General features: G+C 71.1%; 18 protein-coding genes and 1 pseudogene. 11 read left to right on the forward strand and 8 right to left on the reverse strand.

Translation table 11 applies throughout. The annotated features are described in order from the left end of the window. A pseudogene (locus GZ998_RS06675) lies at positions 1-466 on the reverse strand (hypothetical protein); the annotation flags it as partial. Beyond that, positions 463-1,311: a PP2C family serine/threonine-protein phosphatase gene (locus GZ998_RS06680; RefSeq protein ID WP_162679035.1), complete on the reverse strand. Its 849-nt coding sequence runs from the start codon at positions 1,309-1,311 to the stop codon at positions 463-465. The pseudogene GZ998_RS06675 and the gene GZ998_RS06680, both read right to left, overlap by 4 nt. Positions 1,312-1,474: 163 nt before the next feature. Here GZ998_RS06680 and GZ998_RS06685 point away from each other — a divergent pair, with 163 nt between their 5' ends. The 4 genes from GZ998_RS06685 to GZ998_RS06700 all read left to right on the forward strand — a co-directional run bounded on the left by GZ998_RS06685 (position 1,475) and on the right by GZ998_RS06700 (position 6,751). After that, positions 1,475-2,785: a hypothetical protein gene (locus tag GZ998_RS06685; protein WP_219109409.1), complete on the forward strand. Its 1,311-nt coding sequence runs from the start codon at positions 1,475-1,477 to the stop codon at positions 2,783-2,785. Positions 2,786-2,848: 63 nt separating this feature from the next. Continuing rightward, positions 2,849-4,213 (forward strand): MFS transporter, encoded by a 1,365-nt coding sequence (locus GZ998_RS06690; RefSeq protein WP_161924990.1) that lies wholly within the window; start codon positions 2,849-2,851, stop codon positions 4,211-4,213. A 39-nt stretch (positions 4,214-4,252) separates the two neighbouring features. Continuing rightward, positions 4,253-5,602: a glycosyltransferase 87 family protein gene (locus GZ998_RS06695; protein WP_219109410.1), complete on the forward strand. Its 1,350-nt coding sequence runs from the start codon at positions 4,253-4,255 to the stop codon at positions 5,600-5,602. 9 nt (positions 5,603-5,611) lie between these two features. Beyond that, the gene (locus tag GZ998_RS06700; protein WP_161924992.1) at positions 5,612-6,751 is read left to right on the forward strand and encodes an App1 family protein; all 1,140 of its coding nucleotides are present in this window, start codon (positions 5,612-5,614) and stop codon (positions 6,749-6,751) included. Positions 6,752-6,783: 32 nt separating this feature from the next. Here the strand turns inward: GZ998_RS06700 and GZ998_RS06705 are convergent, their stop codons facing one another. Beyond that, entirely contained in the window at positions 6,784-7,650 is an 867-nt protein-coding gene (locus GZ998_RS06705) for a VIT family protein (RefSeq protein ID WP_219109411.1), read from the reverse strand. A 183-nt stretch (positions 7,651-7,833) separates the two neighbouring features. Here GZ998_RS06705 and GZ998_RS06710 point away from each other — a divergent pair, with 183 nt between their 5' ends. Next, positions 7,834-8,148 (forward strand): YtxH domain-containing protein, encoded by a 315-nt coding sequence (locus GZ998_RS06710; protein ID WP_161924994.1) that lies wholly within the window; start codon positions 7,834-7,836, stop codon positions 8,146-8,148. A 75-nt stretch (positions 8,149-8,223) separates the two neighbouring features. Continuing rightward, on the forward strand, positions 8,224-9,141 hold the full coding sequence (locus GZ998_RS06715; RefSeq protein WP_161924995.1) for a cation diffusion facilitator family transporter: 918 nt from the start codon (positions 8,224-8,226) through the stop codon (positions 9,139-9,141). A gap of 19 nt (positions 9,142-9,160) precedes the next feature. On the opposite strand, the gene cydC is transcribed toward GZ998_RS06715, so the two are convergent. Both cydC and GZ998_RS06725 read right to left on the reverse strand, forming a co-directional pair. Next, on the reverse strand, positions 9,161-11,002 hold the full coding sequence (gene cydC / locus GZ998_RS06720) for a thiol reductant ABC exporter subunit CydC (RefSeq protein ID WP_162679040.1): 1,842 nt from the start codon (positions 11,000-11,002) through the stop codon (positions 9,161-9,163). Next, a complete protein-coding gene (locus tag GZ998_RS06725; protein ID WP_219109412.1) occupies positions 10,999-12,834 on the reverse strand; it encodes an ABC transporter ATP-binding protein in 1,836 nt (611 codons plus the stop codon). The genes cydC and GZ998_RS06725 overlap by 4 nt, the downstream gene beginning before the upstream one ends. Before the next feature lie 138 nt (positions 12,835-12,972). Between GZ998_RS06725 and GZ998_RS06730 the strand changes: the two genes are divergently transcribed. From GZ998_RS06730 to GZ998_RS06745, 4 genes are all read left to right on the forward strand, one after another. Beyond that, entirely contained in the window at positions 12,973-13,566 is a 594-nt protein-coding gene (locus tag GZ998_RS06730; protein WP_161924998.1) for an NYN domain-containing protein, read from the forward strand. A gap of 254 nt (positions 13,567-13,820) precedes the next feature. Then, complete coding sequence (locus GZ998_RS06735; protein WP_161924999.1) at positions 13,821-14,567, forward strand: response regulator transcription factor; 747 nt, start codon at positions 13,821-13,823, stop codon at positions 14,565-14,567. A 62-nt stretch (positions 14,568-14,629) separates the two neighbouring features. Further along, positions 14,630-16,204: a sensor histidine kinase gene (locus tag GZ998_RS06740; RefSeq protein WP_374939179.1), complete on the forward strand. Its 1,575-nt coding sequence runs from the start codon at positions 14,630-14,632 to the stop codon at positions 16,202-16,204. A 188-nt stretch (positions 16,205-16,392) separates the two neighbouring features. Beyond that, positions 16,393-17,676 carry a hypothetical protein gene (locus GZ998_RS06745; RefSeq protein ID WP_374939178.1) on the forward strand — a complete coding sequence of 428 codons (1,284 nt, stop codon included), beginning with the start codon at positions 16,393-16,395 and terminating at the stop codon, positions 17,674-17,676. Between the two features lie 133 nt (positions 17,677-17,809). On the opposite strand, the gene GZ998_RS13085 is transcribed toward GZ998_RS06745, so the two are convergent. Continuing rightward, a complete protein-coding gene (locus GZ998_RS13085; protein WP_257505419.1) occupies positions 17,810-18,235 on the reverse strand; it encodes an endonuclease domain-containing protein in 426 nt (141 codons plus the stop codon). An 839-nt stretch (positions 18,236-19,074) separates the two neighbouring features. On the opposite strand from GZ998_RS13085, the gene GZ998_RS06755 reads away from it, so the two are divergent. Continuing rightward, positions 19,075-19,380, forward strand: a complete 306-nt coding sequence (locus GZ998_RS06755) for a WXG100 family type VII secretion target (RefSeq protein ID WP_161925006.1) — start codon at positions 19,075-19,077, stop codon at positions 19,378-19,380. 149 nt (positions 19,381-19,529) lie between these two features. Here the strand turns inward: GZ998_RS06755 and GZ998_RS06760 are convergent, their stop codons facing one another. Then, the gene (locus tag GZ998_RS06760; protein ID WP_219109413.1) at positions 19,530-19,919 is read right to left on the reverse strand and encodes a hypothetical protein; all 390 of its coding nucleotides are present in this window, start codon (positions 19,917-19,919) and stop codon (positions 19,530-19,532) included. A gap of 230 nt (positions 19,920-20,149) precedes the next feature. Next, positions 20,150-21,775 carry a chaperonin GroEL gene (groL, locus tag GZ998_RS06765; protein WP_219109414.1) on the reverse strand — a complete coding sequence of 542 codons (1,626 nt, stop codon included), beginning with the start codon at positions 21,773-21,775 and terminating at the stop codon, positions 20,150-20,152. Positions 21,776-21,981 lie beyond the last annotated feature (206 nt).

Genomic DNA, 21,981 nt, shown 5'->3' on the forward strand with positions numbered 1-21,981 from the left:
GGCGCCTGCCGGAGCCGGGCTCGGGCTCGGCCCCGGCAGGCGGGGGCGCTTCCTCTGGGGCCTCGTCGGCGGTATCCATCCACACGCCGGTTTGGGGCGGCGCGGGCGCATAATCCGGATCAATCCACACCCCGGTCTCAACCAGGCCGGTGCCGTCGGGGCGCTCCGCGGTCGGCTCGCCCCGGCCCGAGTCGTCCGGCTCGTCGGCGGTGGCGGCATAGGCGGCTCCGGGCTCCTCCACGGCCGGGCCGACAGCAGCCGCCGTCCCGCCCAGGGCGGCGAGCACCTGCTCACGCACACCTGCGGGCACCGGCGCCCGCAGGACCGCTGTGCCGAACCGACCACTGACGATCTCGTCCGTCAGCCCGCCAGCCCCGACCGGCACGCCGGGACGCGCCGCATCCAGGGCCCCGGTATCGGTGTCGCTCGGGGTGTCGCTCGGGGCGTCTTTCACGGCGTCTGTCACGACGTCTCCCGCTCCGGCAGGTCCACCACGAGCGCAGTGACGTTGTCATGCCCGCCGGCCTCAAGCGCGGCGGCAACCGCCATCTCCGCGGTGCGCTGCGGCCCCAGCCCAGAACCGAGCACAGTGGCCAGCTCGCCGTCATCCAATTCGTCGCTCAGGCCGTCCGAGCACACCAGGATGCGGTCGCCCAGACGCGCCGGCACCAGGCGGACCTCGGGGTAGGCGGCCTGGTCCAGTCCGGCGCCCAGCGCCCGGGTGACCACGTTGCGCCGCGAATCCCGGTGCGCCTGCGCGCGCGTGAGCTGGCCGGCATCCACCAGGTCCTGTACCTGAGAGTGGTCGTGGGACAGCTGGGACAGCAGGTCCTCGCGCAGCAGGTAGACGCGCGAGTCACCAATGTTGAACACGATCCACGTGCGGCCCTCCGGCAGGTCGGCGAGCACAGCTCCGGCGATGGTGGCACCGGGAGGGTTGGCGGCCTGGGAGGGAATCGCCGAAACCGCCTCGCCGGCCGCAACGACGGCGTCGACCACCTGCGCCTGGTCAATCACCCGGCTGCCGGCCAATGGCACCAGCGCACTGAGCGCCGCCCGGGCGGCGGCGCGGCCGGAGGCGTGACCGCCCATCCCGTCCACCACGATGAAGGCGGGGGCGAGCGCCAGGTAGCCGTCCTCATTGACGCTGCGCAGGCGGCCGATGTCGGTCGCCGCGCCGGCCACCGTCGCCGCCTGCGGGGACGGCTCCGCCGGCGACTGCGGTGCCACGAGCGCGGGGGTCGTGGAAGCGCTGGGGCCGGTCCGGCCAGCGGGCTCGGATCCTGCGGCCGGTTCGGTGTCCTCACGCATCGGCGTCTCCTAAAGGTGCGGGGCGGGACGGGCTTTCGTTGCTCCGACGATACCGGCCGGGCCACTACAGCGTGCTCTCAGGTAGGCTCTTAACTGCCGGTACCCGCCGGCGGTCCGCGAAAACCCGCCCGGACCGGGCCCACGCAGTTACAAAGGATCCAGCATGCCTCAGCCTCAGGACGATCTCGTCGCACGGGCGAGTGACCCCAATGCGGAACTCAAGACCCTGCACGAGCTCGCGAACAACTACCCCGGCCTACGCCCCTACATTGCGGAGAATCCCCGCACCTACCCGGCGCTGCTGGAGTGGCTCGCCGCTTTGGGGGACCCCGCCGTCGACGCCGCCCTGGCGCGCCGCAACGCTGCGGCTGCAACTCAGGCGATCAGCGTGGAGCAGGCACAGGCGGCCGCCCGGGCGGCCGCGGCCGACTCGGCACCAGCCCAGGGCGGAGCCACCGGTCAGCTGCCCGCAGACGACTCCGCGGGCCTGACGCAGGCCCTGCCCACCGGCGGCCTGGGCGGCCAGGGGCAGGTCGTCGATCCGGTGGCGCCCACGCAGGCCATCTCCCAGGCCGAGGTGGCGCGCCCAGCCGCTCCCGAGCGGCGCCCGATCATGGAGGGCAGGCAGGCCGCAGCGGCCACTCCGACCGCCCCCACCGCCGCCTACGGCTACCAGCAGCCGCAGCAGGCCGCCTACCAGCAGCCCCCGCAGCAGACGGCCTACCAGCAGCCGCAGCAGGCCGCCTACCAGCAGCCCCCGCAGCAGACGGCCTACCAGCAGCCGAGCGCCTACCAGCAGGCCGGCCCCCAGGCCACGGGCACCCAGGCTGCCGCCGGCAGCCAGGGGGTATTCGGCGTCGGCACCCCCGAGGTCGAGGCGCAGCCCCGCCGCAGCAACCTCTGGCTGTGGATCCTGGGCGGCATCGCCCTCGTGCTCGTGGTTGCCCTGATCGTGTGGTACCTGAGCTCTGACCACGGCGCCAGCAGCTCCGACCCCGCTACCGCACCGGCCCAGGCCGTGGCCACGCAGGCGCCCGCGACCGCACCGGCGCAGGCCGGCTCGACGCCGTCGTCGACCCCCAGCCCAACCTCCACCCAGAACCTGGTCGCCCCCGCGCCGGACGGCGCGCTAGAGATGAGCGCCTTCACCACGCCGTCGGGGAACATCAGTTGCGTACTGGGCGAGGACGCGGTCTCCTGCACGGTCGATGAGCACGACTTCGTACCCGCCGACGCCTCCTGCAACAACTCCAGTGACCAGGCCTTCACGGTGAGCGTGACCACCGAGGGTGAGGCGCAGGGCAGCTGCGGACTCGCCTTCTCCTCCGCCGGCGCCTCCCTGAACTATGGCGCGTCGGCGAAGAACGACTCCTTCGCCTGCACCTCCAATGAGTCCGGGATCGAGTGCTGGAGCCAGGTGTCCGGCAAGGGCTTCCGGCTCTCACGCTCCAACTCCGAGGCCGCCAACCGCTGACCCCGGCGCGCCCGCACCGCCCATGCCCGCCCCGGTGGGCCCGTCCGTAACCAGCAGAACTGAATGTCCAGCAGCTACGCCACCATCCTGCGCCGGCCCGGTGCTCTCGGCTTCTCGGCCGCGGGCCTGATAGCCCGCTTCCCCATGTCCATGGTGGGCATCTCCACCATCCTGGCGATCCAGGAGCTTTACGGCAGCTACTCGACGGCGGGCACGGTCTCCGCCGTGAACGTGGTCGCCGTGGCCGTTGGCGCCCCCGTACTGGCCCGGCTCGTCGACGCCCGGGGGCAGTCCCGCGTCATGCTGCCGGCCACGCTCGGCTCAGCCGCAGCGCTCATCGGGCTGGCAGCGGCCACGCAGCTGCGCGCCCCGCTCGGGGTGCTGCTTGTGCTCTCGGCGCTGGCCGGGCTGCTGGCGGGCTCCTTCGGCTCCCTGGTGCGCTCGCGCTGGACTTACATCCTGGACACCCCGGAGCAGGTGCACACGGCCTTCTCCCTGGAGGCCGCCTTCGACGAGGTCGCCTTCATCATCGGTCCGGTGCTGGCCACGGTGCTGTGCACCTCCCCGCCGCTGCCGGCCACTAGTGGGTGGATCGCCGCCGTCGCGCTGCAAGTGGGCGGTGGCCTGTGGTTCTTCAGCCAGCGCGCCACGGAGCCGACGCCGCATCGGCGCGTGCCAGCCAGCACAGCTGCAGAAGCGAGCCAGCGGCCGGGACCGCGGCCGGGCGGACGCAAGCCCGCCACGGAGCCGGGCGAGCCTGCTGCACCGGTGCGGGATCAGCGCCGCGCCCAGACGCGGCCAGTGCTGCGGCACGGCGCCGTCGTGGCCGTGATCGCCGTGTTCCTGGCGTCCGGTGCCATGTTCGGCGCCAACGACGTCGCCGCTGTTGCCTTCGCCACGGAGCTGGGCATGAAGTCGGCCGCCGGGACGGTGCTGGCGGCTTGGGGCGTAGGGTCGTTCACGGCCGCGCTCGTCTACGGGTCGCGCCCCTGGCACCGGCCGTTGTGGCAGCAGTTCCTGCTGGGCACGACGGCGCTGGCCCTGGGGGCCTCGACCCTTGTGCTCGCCCCCAACCTGGTGGTGCTGGGGGTGCTCATGGCACTGACCGGCATGGCGATCGCCCCAACAGTCACCACCGGTAACTCGATTACCCAGGTGTCGGTGGCGCCGTCGCAGCTCACCGAGGGGCTGGCGTGGGTCGGCACCGCGATGAACATCGGCATTTCACTGGGCTCCATGTTCGGTGGCTACGCGGTCGATGCAGCCGGCAGCCATGGCGGCTACCTGCTGGTTGCCGCCATGGGCTGGCTCGCCGTCGGCATGTGCCTGTGCGGATTGCGCGTGCTGCGGCAAGCCCGCCCCCACCGCAGCCTGCACGACGGCGCGGAGCCAGTCGGCACGGATACGGTCGGCGTCGGCGGGGCGTAAGCGGATTACCCGCGCCACCCCCACCCATAGACTGCCGGCGTGGAGTCCCTCAAACGCGCGCTCGCATCGCCGGCCACCGCCCTGCTTGGCTGGGCCGCACTCGCCCTGTCCGTCTATCCGACCCTTTGGGGCAAGGACGGCGCGGGTGCCTTCAAGCTCGACGCCTGGATCTACCATCACGCGGTCGCGCAGTGGCACGCCGGCGGCAGCCTGTACGACTGGTACGCCAACCCCGATCAGCAGCTGTGGCCCTTCACCTACCCGCCCTTCGCCGCCTGGGCCATGACTCCCCTGACCTGGTGGCCGGACCGGGCGACCCAGGTGGCCCTGGTTGCCGCAACACCGGTTGCTACCGCAGTGACCGCCTGGGCGGTGCTGCACGCCCTGGGAGTACCTGGCCGCATCACCCGGGGCGCGGCCCCGTGGCTGGCACTGGCCGCCGTGCTGCTACTGGAGCCGGTGCCCAAGACCATGGAGTACGGGCAGGTCAATGCCGTGCTCATGGCGCTGGTGGCTCTCGACCTGCTGGTGGTTCCCAGCAGCTCGCGGCTGCGCGGCGTGTCCGCCGGACTGGCGGCGGCATTCAAGCTGACCCCGGCGATCGCGGTACTGGTCCTCGCGGCCCGGCGCGAGTGGCGGGCCGCAGCCACCATGGTCGGCTCCGCCCTGGCGGTGACGGCGCTGAGCTGGGCGGCCTCGCCCGATGAGTCCGCCCGGTTCTTCTTCTCCGCCATGTGGGACTCCTCCCGCGCCGGCCTCACGGACTACTCCGGCAACCAGAACCTCAAGGGGCTGGTGGCCCGCTGGCTGCCGCCCGCGGCCTGGGACGCGGTCTGGGCGGGACTGGCCGCGGTCGGCGTCGTCCTGGCCTGGTTGCTGCTGGTGCGGCTGAATCGCCTGCGCGCAACCGCTGCCGCAGGCTCCCGGCGCGCCCCCGGTGGTCCGCCGGCCGACGGCGTCGTCCTGGTGCTGCAGACCGTGGTGGCAATGACGCTGGGACTACTGATCTCCCCAATATCGTGGTCGCACCACTGGGTATGGTGCCTGCCCGCCCTCATGGGACTGGTTGCGGCGGGCCTGGCATGGGACTCCGCGGCGCTGCTGCAGGTGGCGGCCGCCGGCGCGGCCGTGTTCGGGCTGGCGATGCAGTGGTGGTTCCCCGAGCAGAATCACGTGGAACAGGACTGGCCCTTCTGGGCGACGGTGGTGGGCTCGTCCTACACGTGGTGGGCGCTGGCCACAGGAGTCGTGATGTGGCGCGTGGCCGGACGCCATATCGACCGAACTCAGCACGTAACGTCTACCGACCTCGGTGAGGGGCGGGGGACGGGGAGGACTCCCCACCGGCTCCCGCGCCCGGAGCCGCCGGGGCGCGATGATCGCCCATAGGATGTCCCCGTGCCGTTTTCCGACCTCGTCCGCGCCGCCGAGGACCAGTTCCACCGCGACTCGATCCCCGTGCTCAAGCGCCGCGGCTGGCGGCCGCGGGTGATCCCCTACACCGGCTACGGGTCGGCGGCACCGGCTGCGCACCAGGACGGCGCCCCGCCACGGGACATGGCGCGGGTTCTGGCCCGCATGGTCATGCGCCCGCCGAACGCCCCCAGCGAGGGGCCACTGTTCCAAAGACTCCCCGAGGAGCTGCCCACGACGCCGCAGGCGGCCCGCAAGCTGGCGGCCGAGAACCTGCTTGAGGCGCAGCGCGGCTGGCGCATGTTCATTGACGTGCCCGTGCCGCACCTGCCGGTCACTGTCAGGCTCGGCGGGGTGAGCGTGCGCACCCGCGCGGACCGTGAGGGGTATGTCGACGTCGTCGTGCGCGGACACGGCCTGAGCTCCGGCTGGCACGAGGCGACCCTGGAGGCGGCGGGCACGCGGGCGGTCACCACCCGGGTGCTCGTGGTGGCTCCCGGGCCACGGCTGGGCATCGTGTGCGACATCGACGACACCGTCATGGTCTCACATGTGCCCCGCATGTTCGTGGCCGCCTGGAACCAGCTGGTCAAGCACACCTCCTCCCGTGAGAGCGTGCCGGGCATGGCGCAACTGCTCACGCGGGTGCGCCAGGCGCACCCGGGTGCGCCGGTGATCTACCTGTCCACGGGCGCGTGGAACGTGGTGCCGACCTACCGCTCCTTCTTCGAGCGCAACGGCTTCCCCGAGGGCCCGATGCTGATGACGGACTGGGGGCCCACGAACACCGGCCTGTTCCGCAGCGGAATCGAGCACAAGCGCACCGGGCTGCGTCGGCTCATGATTGACCTGCCGGAGGTGAAGTGGCTGCTGGTCGGCGACGACGGCCAGCATGACCCGCTGATCTACGGCGAGGCTGCGCGCGAGCACTCCGATCGTGTGGCCGCGGTGGCGATCCGGCGGCTGTCACCCACCGAGCAGGTGCTCGCCGGCACGCAACTGACCCATCCGGCGGGTCTGGCACCGGAGGCGCAGGCCCTGGCCGAGTCCGGCGTGCCGGTGGCGGCGGGGATGGACGGCTTCGAGCTGGCACACGCCCTGCCGCCGGAGCTGTTCACCGCGTAGCAGCCGTGCGGCGCCGCGAGCGGCGGCGCGCATCAGACGGCGACGCCGATCAGGTGGCCGATACCCCAGGTGACAGTCATCGCGATGGCGCCGCCCAGGACGTTGCGAGTCACCGCCGGCCGGATCGGGGCGGCGCCCAGGCGCGCGGACACCACCCCGGTAATCGCCAGCCCCACCAGCACGGAGGCGAAAGTCAGGGGAATCTTGATACCCACGGGCAGCAGCAAAATGGCGAGCATCGGCAGCATGGAGCCGATCACGAAGGCGACCGCGCTGGACAGCGCAGCGTGCCAGGGGTTGGTGTAGTCGTCCTCGCGCAGGCCCAGCTCCGCCTCCAGGTGCGCCCCCACGGCGTCGTACACCGTCAGCTCCCGGGCCACTCGCCGCGCGGTCTCCTGCGTCAGGCCCTTGCCGCGGTAGTGCGCCGCGAGGGAGTCCACGCCGGAGGCCGGGTCGGCGGCCAGCTGGCTGCGGGTGCGGGCCACGTAGGCGCGCTCGGTGTCCGACTGGGTGGATACAGACACGTACTCGCCCGCCGCCATGGATACGGCGCCGGCCAGCACCCCGGCCACCCCGGCGGCCAATATGGCGCCCGTGTCCGTGGGCGCGGCGGCGGCGACACCAATTACCAGTCCCGCCACGCTGACGATGCCGTCGTTGGCGCCCAGGACCCCGGCACGCAGCCAGTTAAGGCGTGAAGCCAGAGACGATGCGGTGTCGGAGCCGCCGGGCACAGGCCGGGACCGCTGCGGGCGGGCGGTGAGCCACAGCGCCGTCGGGCAGGCCTCCGGCGCCGAGTGGTCGGTGGCCTGCCCCGCGACTCCAGAACCCGCGCCCAGCTCGCCCGGGTCGATGAGGCGGTGCGCGCGGGATGGGCAGGCGCTGTGCTGCAGGCTCATGCTTCGAAGGTAAATCGGATTAATTCATCTGTATAGCAAAGATAGGTTTACCTATCATCCCGCTTCAGCGGGAGCGCCGGCATCGACCTTCACCGGGCCTACGCCCAGCCTTGCCCCAGGTGGATGCCGGTAGGGTTGCGGGCAGGGGCCGCGCCGGGCGGCACCCCCGAGCAGGAGGAACCCATGGCTAGCAAGCTCCCCTTCATCATCGGACTCGGTGCCGGCTACGTCCTCGGGACGCGCGCGGGCCGGGCGCAGTACGAGCGCATCAAGGCCTCGGCCACCAGGCTGGTGGACCAGCCCTTCGTGCGCGACAAGGTAGCCACCGCATCCACGCGCGCCTCCAGCTTCGTGCGTGAGCAGGGTGAGGCCGTCACCGACAAGGTCGCCGACGCCGTCAAGGAACGCCTGTTCGGCACGCCGGGCCCGCAGGCCGCCCCGGCCCCCTCGGTCACCGTCGACGACGCCGAGGTCCGCCCGGTCGACCAGCCCGGCTGACCGCCAGGTCGCCTCGCGCGGACCGGGAGCTGACGCGGCTTTTGCCGGGTCGGCCGCTGCGGCCATACTCTGGGGGTGCCCTCTCCGCGCTACGCCCCGCCCAAGGACCTGTCCGGCTACGCCTGGCTCTCCGTGGGCGCGGCCCTGGCCACCATCACCCTGAAGGCGCTGGCCTGGTGGCTGACAGGCTCGGTCGGGCTGCTGTCCGACGCGGCCGAGTCACTGGTCAACCTGGTGGCCGCGCTAGTGGCGGTGATCGTGCTGAAGATCGCGATCCGCCCGGCCGACGCCGACCACCAGTTCGGCCATTCCAAGGCGGAGTACTTCTCCTCGGTGTGCGAGGGGATCATGATCTTCGTGGCCGCCGCCTTCATCATCTTCTCCGCGGTTGAGCGCATCATCACCCCGGTCATGCCGGAGCGCCTGAGCCTGGGCCTAGTGATCTCGGTGGGTGCCTCCCTGGTGAACGGGATCGTGGCGTGGGTGCTGCTGCGCCGGGGCCGGGCCGAGCACTCGGCCGCGCTGGTAGCCGACGCCAAGCACCTGCTGACCGACGTGGTCACCTCCGCGGCCGTCCTGGCCGGGGTGGGGCTCGTAGCCGTATTCCACTCCCCCGTGCTAGACGCCGTCGTCGCCCTGGGGGCGGGTCTGAACATCATGTGGACCGGATTCCAGCTGATCCGCGACTCGGTGGGCGGCCTCATGGACGTGGCCCCGGACCGGGAGGCGCTGGAGCGCATCAACGCGGTCCTGGACGAGCGCCGCCGCGAGGGGGTTGTGGACTTCCACGCGGTGCGCGTGCGGGAGGCCGGCAGCCGCCGCTTCGCCCACCTGCACGTGCTGGTGCCGGGCACATGGACCGTCAAGCGGGGGCACGACTACACCGAGTCGCTGATCGACGAGCTGGTTGCCGCCGATCCGAGCCTGCGGGTATCGGCCCACCTGGAACCGATTGAGGATCCGCTTTCCTACGCCGACGTGGAGGACGTCTAGCGGCACGGCCCGCGCGCCTTCACTCCTGCCGGGCACGCAGCCTGGCGAGCGGCCCGCCGGCCTGCGCCAGCAGCTGCGCCGGGGGGCCGGACTGCACCACGCGCCCGCCGTCGACGACGATGACGTGGTCCGCCTGCTCAATCCGGTGCAGCCGGTGAGTCACCTCCACCACGGTGGTGCCGCGGCGGGCCGCCCACGCGCGCACGGCGTCGCGCACGCGGGCATCCAGCTCGGGGTCAAGATGGCTGGTGAACTCGTCCAGTACCAGCACATCGGGCTCGGCGAGCAGTGCGCGCGCCAGGGCGAAGCGCTGCCGCTGCCCCCCGGACACGGAGGCGCCCCGTTCCCCGAGCAAAGTGCTGTAGCCGTCGGGCATGGCCGCCACCTCGGCGTGCACGCCGGCGAGTCGGCAGGCCTCCGCCACCTGCTCCCGGGTGGCTTCCGGGCGGGCCAGGCGCACGTTGTCGGTCACGCTCAGGCGGAACAGGTGCGCCTGCTGGCTGACCAGGGCGACTCGCGCACGCAGATTCTCGGCCGCCGCCGCACGCACATCCACCCCGCCCACGGTCACCCGCCCGCCGGCCGGGTCATCGAAGCGCAGCACCAGCCGCGCCAGCGTCGTCTTGCCGGAGCCGGACGCCCCCACCAGGCAGGTCCACCTCCCCGCCTCGGCGCGTCCGCTCACCCCGCGCAGCGACGGGCGCGACGCCCCCGGGTAGGTGTAGTCGACGTGCTCCCAGGTGACGTCAAGCGGGCCGGCCGGCAGCGCGGAGGCGCCGTCGGGCAGCTCAGTGGGCGCGGTGGCCACCTGATGCACCCTCTCGGCGGCCGCGAGCGCGGTGGCGAGCGAGCCCGCCAGTTCCTCCACCCCGCGCACGGTCTCGCCCAGGCGCAAAACGGCCGCCGCCGCGGCTGCCAGCGCTGCGGGCCCCACCGCCCCGGACAGCACCGGGCCAGCTCCGGCCGCAACCACGGCAATCGGTCCCGCCAGCACCAGCAGCTGCACCCCGCCGCGGCGCAGTGCCCCCAGTAGGGCCGCCGGGCGGGCGGCGGCCGCCACGGCGTCGTCCAGGTCCCGCGTGCGCTCCAGGCGCTCGGCGGCGCGGCCGTAGCCGACCACCTCGGGCAGACCCTGCACGGAGTCGGTGACATGCTGGGTCAGTTCCGCCCGGGCCGCCACGGTGTGCCGGGCGCTGCGCGTGGCTGCGCGGTGCCCGAGGAGCGGGACCACCACGATCGCCGCCGCCAAGGTGGCGGCGGCAGCGGCGGCAACCGCCCAGGTGGTCTTCACCCCGATGACCACCAGCACGGTCACGGGCACAACTGCGGCGCTGACGGCGGGAGCGAAGGTGTGGGCGAAGAACACCTCGACACGGTCCACATCCTTGGTGGACCGGGCCAGCAGGTCACCGGAACGGGCGGTGCTCATCACGCGCGGGGCACGGCGGGCGAGGGCGCGGAACAGCTCGGCGCGCAGCAGCTCCAGGGAGGTGAAGGCAACCGTGTGCCCGAGGAACTGCTCCCCGTAGCGAAGCGCCGCCTTCAGTACCGAAATGGCGGCCATGGCGCCCACCACCGGCCAGACGGACGGGGCGGGGCCTCCGGCGGCGAGACTGAGGGCTCCAGCCACGACGGCGTGGGCGGCCAGGGCGAACAGGGCCACTCCCAGCAGGTGGTCCGCCACCCGGCAGGCGGCCGAGCCCAGCAGCGGCGGCAGGACCGGGCGGGTGACCTCCAGTAGCCAACGGATCAGGGGCCTGCGCGCCTTGGCGGGGGCGGCGTCGGCGGCGCCTGTGGACCGCCCTGCTGGTGCCGCACTGCGGCTGCTACCGGCCGGTCGTGGCTCGCGTGCCAGATTCATCGCAGGACACCCCCGCTGATCGTGACCACCCGCTCGGACGCGGACAGCGCCCCGGCGCGGTGGGAGACGGTGATTACGGTGCGGCCCGCGGACAGGCGGGCAATGGCGTCGATGATGGCGGCCTCACTGTCGAGGTCCACCTGGCTGGTGGGCTCGTCCAGCAGCAGCAGGGGCCGGTCGGCAAGGAAGGCGCGGGCCAGTGACAAGCGCTGCGCCTGGCCGCCGGACAGCCGCGAGCCGTGCTCACCGACATCGGCGTGCAGGCCCTCCGGCAGGGCGTGAATCTCATCGGCCAGGTTGGCGGCGGCCAGTGCCTGCCACATGCGTTCCTCCGTGGCGGTGGGATCGGCCAGGCGCAGGTTGTCAGCGATGGTGCCGGTGAACAACCAGGTGGTCTGGCTGACCACTGCGCTGGCGGCGCGCACGGCGTGCTGAGTGGACGCGGTGGAGGCGGTACCGGCCACGTGCACCCAGCCTGCCACGGGCAACAGGTCTCCCGCGATCAGGGCCATGAGGGTGGACTTGCCGGCGCCGGAGGGTCCTGCGACCGCCAGGTGCTCGCCGGGGGCGACGTCCAGGTTGACGTCGCGTAGCACGACCACGGGCGCAGCCCGACGCGGGCCTGCCGGATCGCCGGCACGGGGGTGCCCGGGATGACCACCGGGGTGCCCGGGCCGGCCAGGTCCGGCGGGGCGGGCCGGCCAGGCCGCGGTGACACCGCGCAGTGACACCAGCGCCGTGTCACCCGGCTCCTTAGCAGCCACCGGACCTGCGGGGCCCTCCTCCCGGCGTCGGGCCAGGACGCGGCGCAGCGCCCGCTGGTTGGCCATGCCACCCATGCCGACGTAGAAGAATCCGCCTACCCGCCCCAAGGGCTGCAGCAGGACGAAGGCGATGAGTACCAGGGCGATGGCGCCATCAAGGCCGATTGCCCCGGAGCCCAGACGAGCCAGGGCGAGCACGGCGGAGGCGGTGACCAGGAACAGGGAGAACAAGCCGTCGGTAATGAGGATGACCAGCTGATTTCCCGCCAGCAGTCGCATCACCGCGCGGCGATTGGCCTCACCGAAGGCCTCCAGGTCAGTGGCGCGACGCGCTGCGGCACGGGCCAGTACCAGGGTGGTCAGCCCCTGAATCGCATCGAGGTACTCGGCGCTCAGCCGCATGCGCTGGACGCGTGAGGCGGCCGAGGAGCGGCGCAGCCGCCGGTGCAGGAAGATGATCAGCGCGGGGACGGCTACGAAGGCGACGGCCAGCACCGCCGCCGAGAGCGGGTCCACCACCGCGCCTACGAGTCCCAGCACCAGCAGCGGTGAGACGATCGCGGCGATGGTGGGCACGAGGAAGGTCTGCCTGTAGGCGGCCACGCGTTCGGCGCCGTCGGTCAGCAGGGTGACGGTGGCACCGGAGCGCGCGGAGGCGTGGGCCGGTCCCAGCTCGAACAGGTGGGCGAGCACCTGGCGGCGCAGCACACCTTCCTGACTGGCCGCGCTGATCTGGGCGATGCCGTGCACGGCGGCTTCGCACAGGGCGCACACGAGTGCTGCCACAGCCGCAACGGCGAGGTGATGCCGCCACGCACCGGGCACTTGGTCCGCACCTACTCCGACCACGGCCGGCACCACCGCGGCCGTCAGGCCGGCCAGGGCGCGGGAGAGGGAGATCAGCGCCCACCCCTGCGCCAACGCGGCTGCGGCAGTCAGCACTGCCGCAGCCGCGCCCGCACGGGCGCCCGCGCGAGAGCCGAGTACGGGCTTGGGTGCAACCGCCGTCGTCGGCCGGGCCCCACCGGCGCCCGCCGGGCCATCGGCAGGCTGCTGCGTCTGTCTCATGCACTTATGATTACCTAATTTTTGCAGCCTGCACCCACCCCGGGTACGGCAACCCGCCCCGCTTACATGAATACTTGCTAGCATGCGGTTCACAACTCGCCCGGCGAGTGCATGGGTACGTCCCGTTAGCATGACACCATGACCACACCCACCTATCTCCTCGTCGACGGGGAGAACATTGACGCCACTCTCGGTATGAGCGTGCTCGGACGCCGTCCCGATCCCGACGAACGGCCCCGGTGGGACCGCGTGCTGTCCTTCTGCGACGATCTCGCCGATGAGAAGGCCGACGGATCCGAGACCCGCGCCCTGTTCTTCCTCAATGCCACCTCCGGGCACATGCCCATGGGCTTCGTCCAGGCCCTGCTTGCGATGGACTACCGCCCGATCCCCCTGGCCGGCTCCGGCAGCCAGGAGGAGAAGGTCGTCGACATCGGTATTCAGCGGACCCTGGAGGCACTGGCGAAGCGGGTCGAGGAGGGCGAGGCGATTCACGTCCTGCTCGGCTCGCACGACGGCGACTACATCCCCCAGGTCGAGCGCCTCCTGGATGCCGGCGCCCAGGTCGACGTGCTGTGCTTCCGGGAGTTCCTCAACGCCCAGTTCGCCTCACTGGAGTCGCGCGGGCTGACCGTGTACGACCTGGAGACCGACGTGGACGCCTTCACCATCGCCCTGCCGCGCGTCCGCATCATCCCGCTGACCGAGTTCGACCCGCTCAAGTTCATCTGAGGCCCGGCGACTGCGTCGGCATCGGGCACCCCTGGCCAACCGCCACCGTTGGCGGCAGGCGGGGCGGGGGCGTTACCCCGTCCCGCCGCACCGGCCCGCCCCCGCGGCAACGGCTCGCCCGGTCTCGCCGCGCCGGCCGCACCGTCCCCCACACCGGCCCGCCCCCGCGGCGCCGGCGAGCTCCCGGAGAAATACATTCCCCACTCCCACCCAGGGCTCAGCAGACTCCCAGACTCGCCGTGCACAGTGGCGGCATGGACCGAACCCACGATTCTCAGCAGACGTCTTATGAAGCTCGCCTCCTCGTGGTGGACGACGAGCCGAATATCCGCGACCTGCTCGCATCATCGCTGCGCTTCGCCGGCTTCGAGGTACTTACGGCAGCGGACGGGAACGGCGCTCTGCGCGGCGCCGAGGACGCCGACCCCGACCTGATCGTGCTGGACGTCATGCTGCCGGACATGGACGGGTTCACGGTCGCCCGGCGCCTGCGCGAGCGCGACGTGACCATCCCGATCCTGTTTCTGACCGCCCGCGACGACATGGCGGACAAGGTGCAGGGCCTGACCGTAGGCGGCGACGACTACGTCACCAAGCCCTTCGGCCTGGAGGAGGTCGTGGCCCGCATCCGCGCCATCCTGCGCCGCACCCGCGCCCTGGAGGGCGAGGACGACGGCATGGTGCGGGTGGCCGACCTGGTCCTGGATGAGGACGCCCACGAGGTGCACCGGGCCGGCGTCGAGGTGGACCTGTCCCCCACCGAGTTCAAGCTGCTGCGCTACCTGATGCTCAACGCCGGCCGCGTGGTGTCCAAGTCGCAAATCCTGGACCACGTGTGGGAGTACGACTGGAACGGTGACGCCGCCATCGTCGAGTCCTACATCTCCTACCTGCGCCGCAAGGTGGACCAGATCTCCGGCGCCGACGGGAACCCGGTTGCCCCGCTGATCCAGACGCGCCGCGGCGTCGGCTACATGCTGCGCGAACCCAAGGCGAGCTGAGCGTGCGCGCCACCGTGAGGAACACGGTGCGCCGCCCACCCCGGGGACGCCAGTACCGGCCGATTAAACGCGGCCGCTGGCACCTGCTGACCGCCTGCAAGCGGGCTTGGCGCACCCAGCCGCTGCGCACCCGCCTGGCGCTGCTCACCACCGGCCTGCTGACCGTCGGGCTGTTCGCGTCGTCGCTGTCAGTAACCTCGCTGCTTGAGAACCACCTGGTCGGCCAGGTGGACGCCCAGCTGCGCAACACCGCGCAGGCCATCGGCACCCAGGGGCTGACCGCACTCAGCTCCAGCCGCATCAACAGCTCCGACGCCAGCTCCTCCATGCCGTCCACCTACTATGTGGAGGCACAGTACCTGGATGGCAAGACCGGCCAAATGGTCTCCTCGGACACCGCCAACAAGTACGGGGTCCCAGCGATCGGAATACTGTCGGTGGACGACGCCGTCGCGCAGGCCTCCGACCCCAGGCTGTTCACCGTCGAGTCGAACCAGCTGAACCACCCGTGGCGGGTCATCATCCTGCCGATCGATGACCGCACCTCCGGGGAGCACGTCGGCGTGGTTGCGATCGCCCTACCGCTGAGCGACGTCATGGAGACGGTTGAGCAGACCAGACTGGCGGTGGCCCTGACCGACGTCTCGCTGATTCTGCTGGGAGCCATGGCCGCCACCTACCTGGTGCGCCGCTCGTTCCGCACGCTGCGGCAGATCGAGGGCGTGGCCGGGCAGATCGCCAGCGGCGACCTGTCCGCACGTGTTCCCGTGACCGAGCCGCCGACTACGGAGGTCGGCTCCTTGCAGCGGGCACTGAACACCATGCTGCAGCAGAACGAGCAGGCCTTCGACGTCCAGGTAGTCGCCCAGGAGCGCATGACCCGCTTCGTCTCCGACGCCTCGCACGAGCTGCGTACGCCCCTGTCCGCCATTCGCGGCTACGGCGAGCTGTACCGCATGGGCGGGGTGCCGCCGGAGCGGACCGCGGAGGTGATGGGCCGGATCGAGTCGGAGGCATCCCGCATGGGTCGGCTGGTGGACGACCTGCTGCAGCTGGCCCGGATGGATGAGGGCCGGGAGATGAGCATGGCCCCCGTGGACCTGACCCAGATCGCCGCCGGGGCGCTGACGGACATGATGGTGCTGGCCCCGGACCGCGACTGCGCCCTCATTCCGCTAGGCGACGCCGCTGGCGCCGACAACGAGGTCGAGCCCGCCATGGTGCTGGGCGACCGGGACCGCCTGTCCCAGGTACTGACTAACCTGCTGGGCAACGTCACCCGGCACACGCCTGAGGGCACGCCGGTGGAGATCGCCGTCGGCACCGTGCCGCACCCCGCGGGCGCAGGCGCGCCGGGGGCGCCGAGCGTTGTAGTCGAGGTGCGCGACCACGGGCCGGGCGTCGCCCCGGCCGACGCGAAGAAGGTCTTCCAGCGCTTCTACCGGGCCGATACCTCCCGCAACCGCAAGACCGGAGGCTCTGGGCTGGGACTGTCGATTGTGGCGGCCATCATCGCCCGCCACCGCGGCACCGTGCGGATGGACCAGACGCCGGGGGGCGGCGCCACCGTACACATCGAGCTGCCCGCCCTCGTGACCCCGGTGGACAAGGCCACCCCCACACCCGACGCCCAGTAATCCCGCCGAGATCGCTAGACGTTACATGCCGAGTTCGGTAGACGTTACGTGCCGAGTTCGGTCGCGCGGCGACCTCCCTGGCATGCGCGTAGCCGCGAAAGGTGGTGGGTAGAACACCCCGTGGGCTTCAAGTTCGCCGCCAGTAGTCCTACGATGGCTCCGTTTCATCTCATCTCGGAGGCTTTCTCATGAGCCCTATGGACGTGGTTGACGCCCCCCAGTGGCTGCTTCCCGCTTTCGTCCGCTGTACCAAAGCGGTCGGCGCCACGGCACCGGTGGAGCAGATTCGCTCTGCCGGAGAGGAGCTCGTCTCCCGCTGGACGACCCCGGACCGGCACTTCCACAATCTCAAGCACGTCATCAACATGCTGGCGCGCGTCGATGAGCTTGCCGATGAGTCCCACAACCCCGACGTGATGCGCCTGGCAACCTGGTACCACGGCTGCGTCTTCTCCACCGCCAGCGAATCCACCTACCGACGCAACGGCGGCGAGGACGAGGTCGCCTCCGCCGCCTACGCGGCCAAGAGCCTGCAGTCGCTCGGCGTGCCCGACAAGACGGTGGACCGTGTGTGCGCGCTGATCCTGAACCTCAAGCGCCACAACCTGGCGAGTAACGACATTGACGCCCAGGCCCTCAACGATGCCGATCTAGGGGCGCTTGCGGTAGAGCCGCAGCAGTACAAGAGCTACCGGATGGGTGTGCGCCAGGAGTACGCGCACATCCCCCTGGAGGACTACCTGCGGGCGCGCCTGGCGATCATTACCCGGCTGCTGGACCGCGAGTCACTGTTCTCCTCCCCGCTCGGCGCCCGTTGGGAACTGCCTGCGCGCGAGAACCTGGAGGCGGAGAAGCAGCACTTGGAGGACAAGCTGGCGCGCTTGCCCCAGGCCGATGCCGCCGAGTGCTCTTGCTGCCGGGCCGCACAGCCTGCTGCCCCCGAGGCCGGGGCGGACGGCGCAGCAGCTGCCGAGCAGGGCGCCGTCGTCGGCGCACCTTCGGAGCCGGCGGGCACGGGAGCCACCGCGCCGGGGGAATCCCCCGCTGGTGCTGACGGCGCCCAGCAACCGCCTGCTCACAGGGAAACGGATCCCTGGATCGGTGGCCTGGAGGCCGCGGGTGAGGAGGACGAGGTGCGACACGCCGTCCCGTCGGCGATACGGACCTCCCCCGTGTCCGCACCGACACCCACCGAGGCTGCGCGCGCACGCCGCTCCCGTACGGTGGAGGACTCCGACGATGCGCACACGACGTCCCTGGAGTCGTGCGCCGATGAGCTGGACCAGCTGTTGTCCAAGCCACGTCCGGGCGAGGAGGGCCCCACGGATCGCGCCAGCGCGGCGGAGGCGGAGCGCGCCAAGCTCGCCGAGAAGCTACGCGCCAAGTGCGAGGAGGCCAAGGCCCTGCGGGAGGCGCGCACAGGCGAGTTCGCCGCCATCACCGAGCCGATCGTCGGCTCGTCGGCCGACTGAGGCCGCCTACTGTCTGAGATCGGCACAAACGACGCGGCGACTCGCCTGCCCCGATTCCGCATCCGCGTCATTCCAACGTTTCACGCCGTGTGGATCGGCGCCCACGGCGCGTTCGTGCCGATCTCGGACACTTTCATCTGCTCGGTCGGCTTTGAGCCGCGAGAAGTTGGCGGATCTCCGCCCCCACCCGACCTAGCTCCACATCTTGGCGGGTGAAGCGAACAACACGGTAGCCCTGCCTAACCAGTTCGCGATCACGAGTACGGTCGCGGGCGAACTGAAACTCGTTCTCATGGTAGGTGTATCCGTCCAGCTCGAGGACTAGCCAGTCGTCGACCAGTAGGTCGACTTCTCCCACACGGGGTATGTCCACGCCGTCTTCAAAACGAATACCGCCGTCGTGCAACTGCAAACGGGCCAGCGTCTCCAGCGGGGAGCGCGCCCTCGGGCTGGCCATGGCCAGACGACGGCGGGCCCGCCGGGAGCCCGGTCCACGCAGCAACGTCGCAATGGCGTCCACGCTGGTGTGTCCTTGGTGCAGCGCGGCGTCACAGGCCATGAGTGGGCCCTCACAGCCAGGGTCGCAGCGCAGATAGCGGGCGAGCATAAGAGGCACCGGAGCCACCGGAAACTGGGTCAGGGGCGGCAGTTCGAGGGAACTCTCAACATGCAGCACCTCCCCCCGGATCGGGCTCCGACCCGTGCTGTGGGGGACTGCCAGGTGCACCGGCTTCCAAAGACGCGGGCAAGGGTAGCCGTAATGCTTAGCGGCATGCAGGCAGGTGACAACCCCGCCGTGGATACGGGCCAGGATCAGATCCCTTACCACACCGGGCAGACTCACCACCCCATGGCCATGGGCGAACAGCAGGCGCTGCTCAATGAGTCTCTGGACGTGTCGGTACTCTGTGCGGTCCAAGCCAAGGTCCCGCAGCCGAACCGCGCCGTGACAGGAACGCACACGCGTCAGGATGTCGTCGTCGCAGGGTCGCATGTCCTGAGGCTGCCCCGGGCAAGCGCCGCGACGCCAACGCCTTCGCTGAGCTCTGTGGATTCACCCCGTTCGAACCACATCTGTGGAAACCGGCGACCTGTCCGAGATCGGCACAAACGACGCGGCGACTCGCCTGCCCCGATTCCGCATCCGCGTCATTCCAACGCTTTGGCGAAGCGGATCGGCGCCCATGGCGCGTTTGTGCCGATCTGCGACACTCCACCCCTTAAGCTCACCGGCGTCCACAGGCACGGTTCCTGCAGGGTGAATCCACAGGGCTCGACGGCGGTGGATGCGGACGTCTCGACTCAATCCCTACGGTGATTTCAGGCGCCGCGGCCGCGGCACCGCCCACATGTCCGAGCCACAGGGACTCCGGACCATCTCACCGAAAGGCTCCCACTATGCCCGTCTTCGCCGTTGACACCCAGGCCGTCACCGACACGGCCACACGCGCCCGCACCCGCATCTCCACCATCCAGACCGAGGTGGACGGGATGAAGGGCGACATCGCGCTGCTCCAGTCCTCCTGGACAGGCGGCGCCTCCGACTCCATGGCCGCGTGCGCCGCCGACTGGCACGTCACCGCCCTGCAGGTGCAGGCGAGCCTGGATTCGATCAGCCAGGCCCTGGACCAGTCCGCCACCTCCTACGACGACGCCGAGACTGCCAACTCCGGTCGCTTCACCTACCAGACCCCGCCCGCCTGAGCGGCGCGCCCGACGACGGCGGGTGGCCCCCTCCCCCGCAAGCGGGAGGGCGGCCCGCCGCCGTCGTCGTGATGGGACCGGGGTCCTGTCTAGCGGCTTCGCGGAGGCACGTCAGCAGGTACGGCCGGACGTGTCCGGGCGACGCGGGCCTACACACCACGCAGGGGATTGAACTCGCGGCGGCGCACGGGCTGCGGACCGTCGGGGTAGCGCCCGCATCGCAGGGCCACGCACACCCCCAGGAACAAAGCCAACAACCCAAGTCCACCGGTGAAGGCGCCCCAGTTGCCGAGCAGGAGCAGCAGCCCGATCACCGCCAGGCGCCCCAGGTTGTTGATCCGGGCCCCATCGGCGTCACCCGCGCCACCGATGCGAGCGAGCGCCAGCACCTGCCACAGCACTCCGCCGCCGACCAGCAGACTCGCCGCCCACAGGGGACCGCCCGAGACCCGCAGGAGCCCTCCAAGCCCTACCAGCAGGAAGGGCGGCACCTCCGCGAGTACTCGCCCGGCAAGGGCGTTGGCATCCGTCCGACTCATACGCCCATCCAATACCGCGTCGATGTCGTCGGCAAGGGTGAGCTGGGAGCCGCCATCGACCCGTCACTGAACGCCTGAGTGGCACGGCTTCGCGCAAACGACAGGCGGGCCGCCTCCTGCGCTTGCAAGAGACGGCCCGCCGTCTTCGTGATGGGGCCGGGGCCCGCCAGGCAGCCGCGCGGGGCGCGCCTACCGGCGAACTGCGTCGGCCGAACCGACCGGGTGACCGATCAGTACATGCCACCCATCTCGTCACTGGCGCCCGCAGCGGCGGCCGGGGCCGGGGGCTCCGGCTTGTCGGCGACGACGGCCTCGGTGGTCAGGAACAGGCCCGCGATGGACGCCGCATTCTGCAGCGCGGAGCGGGTGACCTTGACCGGGTCGGCGATGCCGGCGGCCAGCAGGTTGGTGTACTCGCCGGTCGCGGCGTTCAGGCCCTCACCGGTAGGCAGGTTGCGCACGCGCTCGGCCACAACGCCGCCCTCAAGGCCGGCGTTAACGGCGATCTGCTTGAGCGGGGCCTCCAGGGCGACGCGCACGATCGCGGCGCCGGTGGCCTCGTCGTCGGACAGCTCCAGGGCGTCCAGGGCAGTGGCGGCCTGCAGCAGCGAGACGCCACCACCGGCGACGATGCCCTCCTCGACGGCGGCCTTGGCGTTGCGCACGGCGTCCTCGATGCGGTGCTTGCGCTCCTTGAGCTCCACCTCGGTGGCGGCACCGGACTTCAGGACGGCCACACCACCGGCTAGCTTGGCCAGGCGCTCGGACAGCTTCTCGCGGTCGTACTCGGAGTCGGAGTTCTCGATCTCGTTGCGGATCTGAGCGACGCGGGCGTCAATGGCGTCCTTGTCCCCGGCGCCGTCGACGATCGTGGTCTCGTCCTTGGTGACGACCACCTTGCGGGCCTGGCCCAGGTCCTCCAGGGTGGCGTTCTCCAGCTTCAGACCCACGGTCTCGGAGATGACGGTGCCGCCGGTGAGGATGGCCATGTCCTGCAGCATCGCCTTGCGGCGGTCGCCGAAGCCGGGGGCCTTGACGGCCACGGACTTGAAGGTGCCGCGGATGCGGTTGACCACCAGGGTGGCCAGGGCCTCGGCCTCGACGTCCTCGGCGACGATCGCCAGCGGCTTGCCGGACTGCATGACCTTCTCCAGCAGGGGCAGCAGGTCCTTGACGTTGGAGATCTTGGACTCGACCAGCAGGACGTAGGCGTCCTCCAGGACGGCCTCCTGACGGTCGGCGTCGGTGACGAAGTAGGGGGAGATGTAGCCCTTGTCGAAGCGCATACCCTCGGTGACCTCGAGCTCAAGGCCGAAGGTGTTGGACTCCTCCACGGTGATGACGCCGTCGTGGCCGACCTTCTCCAGGGCCTCGGCGATCATGGCGCCGATCTGCTCGTCGGCGGCGGAGATCGAGGCGGTCGCCGCGATCTCGTCCTGGGTCTCGACCTCCTTGGAGTCGGCCAGCAGGCGCTCGACGACGGCGGCTACGGCCTTGTCGATGCCGCGGCGCACGGCGATGGGGTTGGCGCCGGCGGCCACGTTGCGCAGGCCCTCGCGCACGAGCGCCTGGGCCAGGACGGTGGCGGTGGTGGTGCCGTCACCGGCGACGTCGTCGGTCTTCTTGGCGACCTCCTTGACCAGCTCGGCGCCGATCTTCTCGTAGGGGTCCTCGAGCTCGATCTCCTTGGCGATGGTCACGCCGTCGTTGGTGATGGTCGGGGCGCCCCACTTCTTGTCGAGGACGACGTTGCGGCCCTTGGGGCCGAGGGTGACCTTGACGGTGTCGGCGAGGGTGTTCAGGCCCCGCTCCATTCCGCGGCGGGCCTCCTCGTCGAAGGCGATGATCTTGGGCATTGCTGCTCCTGTATTGGGTGGTGGCCGACGGGTGCCCGCGACGGACGGGACGGCGCCGGACGTTCACGTCCCGCCCGACGCCGACCCTCACCTTCCGGCCTGGGTCGTTCACCGGATCCGGGGAGCGGCTTTGTCACTCTCCGGGTCCGAGTGCTAACCGCAATGCTGGCACTCTCGACCCTTGAGTGCAAGGCGCTCAGGTTCGC

Origin of the sequence: Actinomyces sp. 594, assembly GCF_019325145.1 — a bacterium.
Classification (GTDB): Bacteria; Actinomycetota; Actinomycetes; order Actinomycetales; family Actinomycetaceae; genus Actinomyces.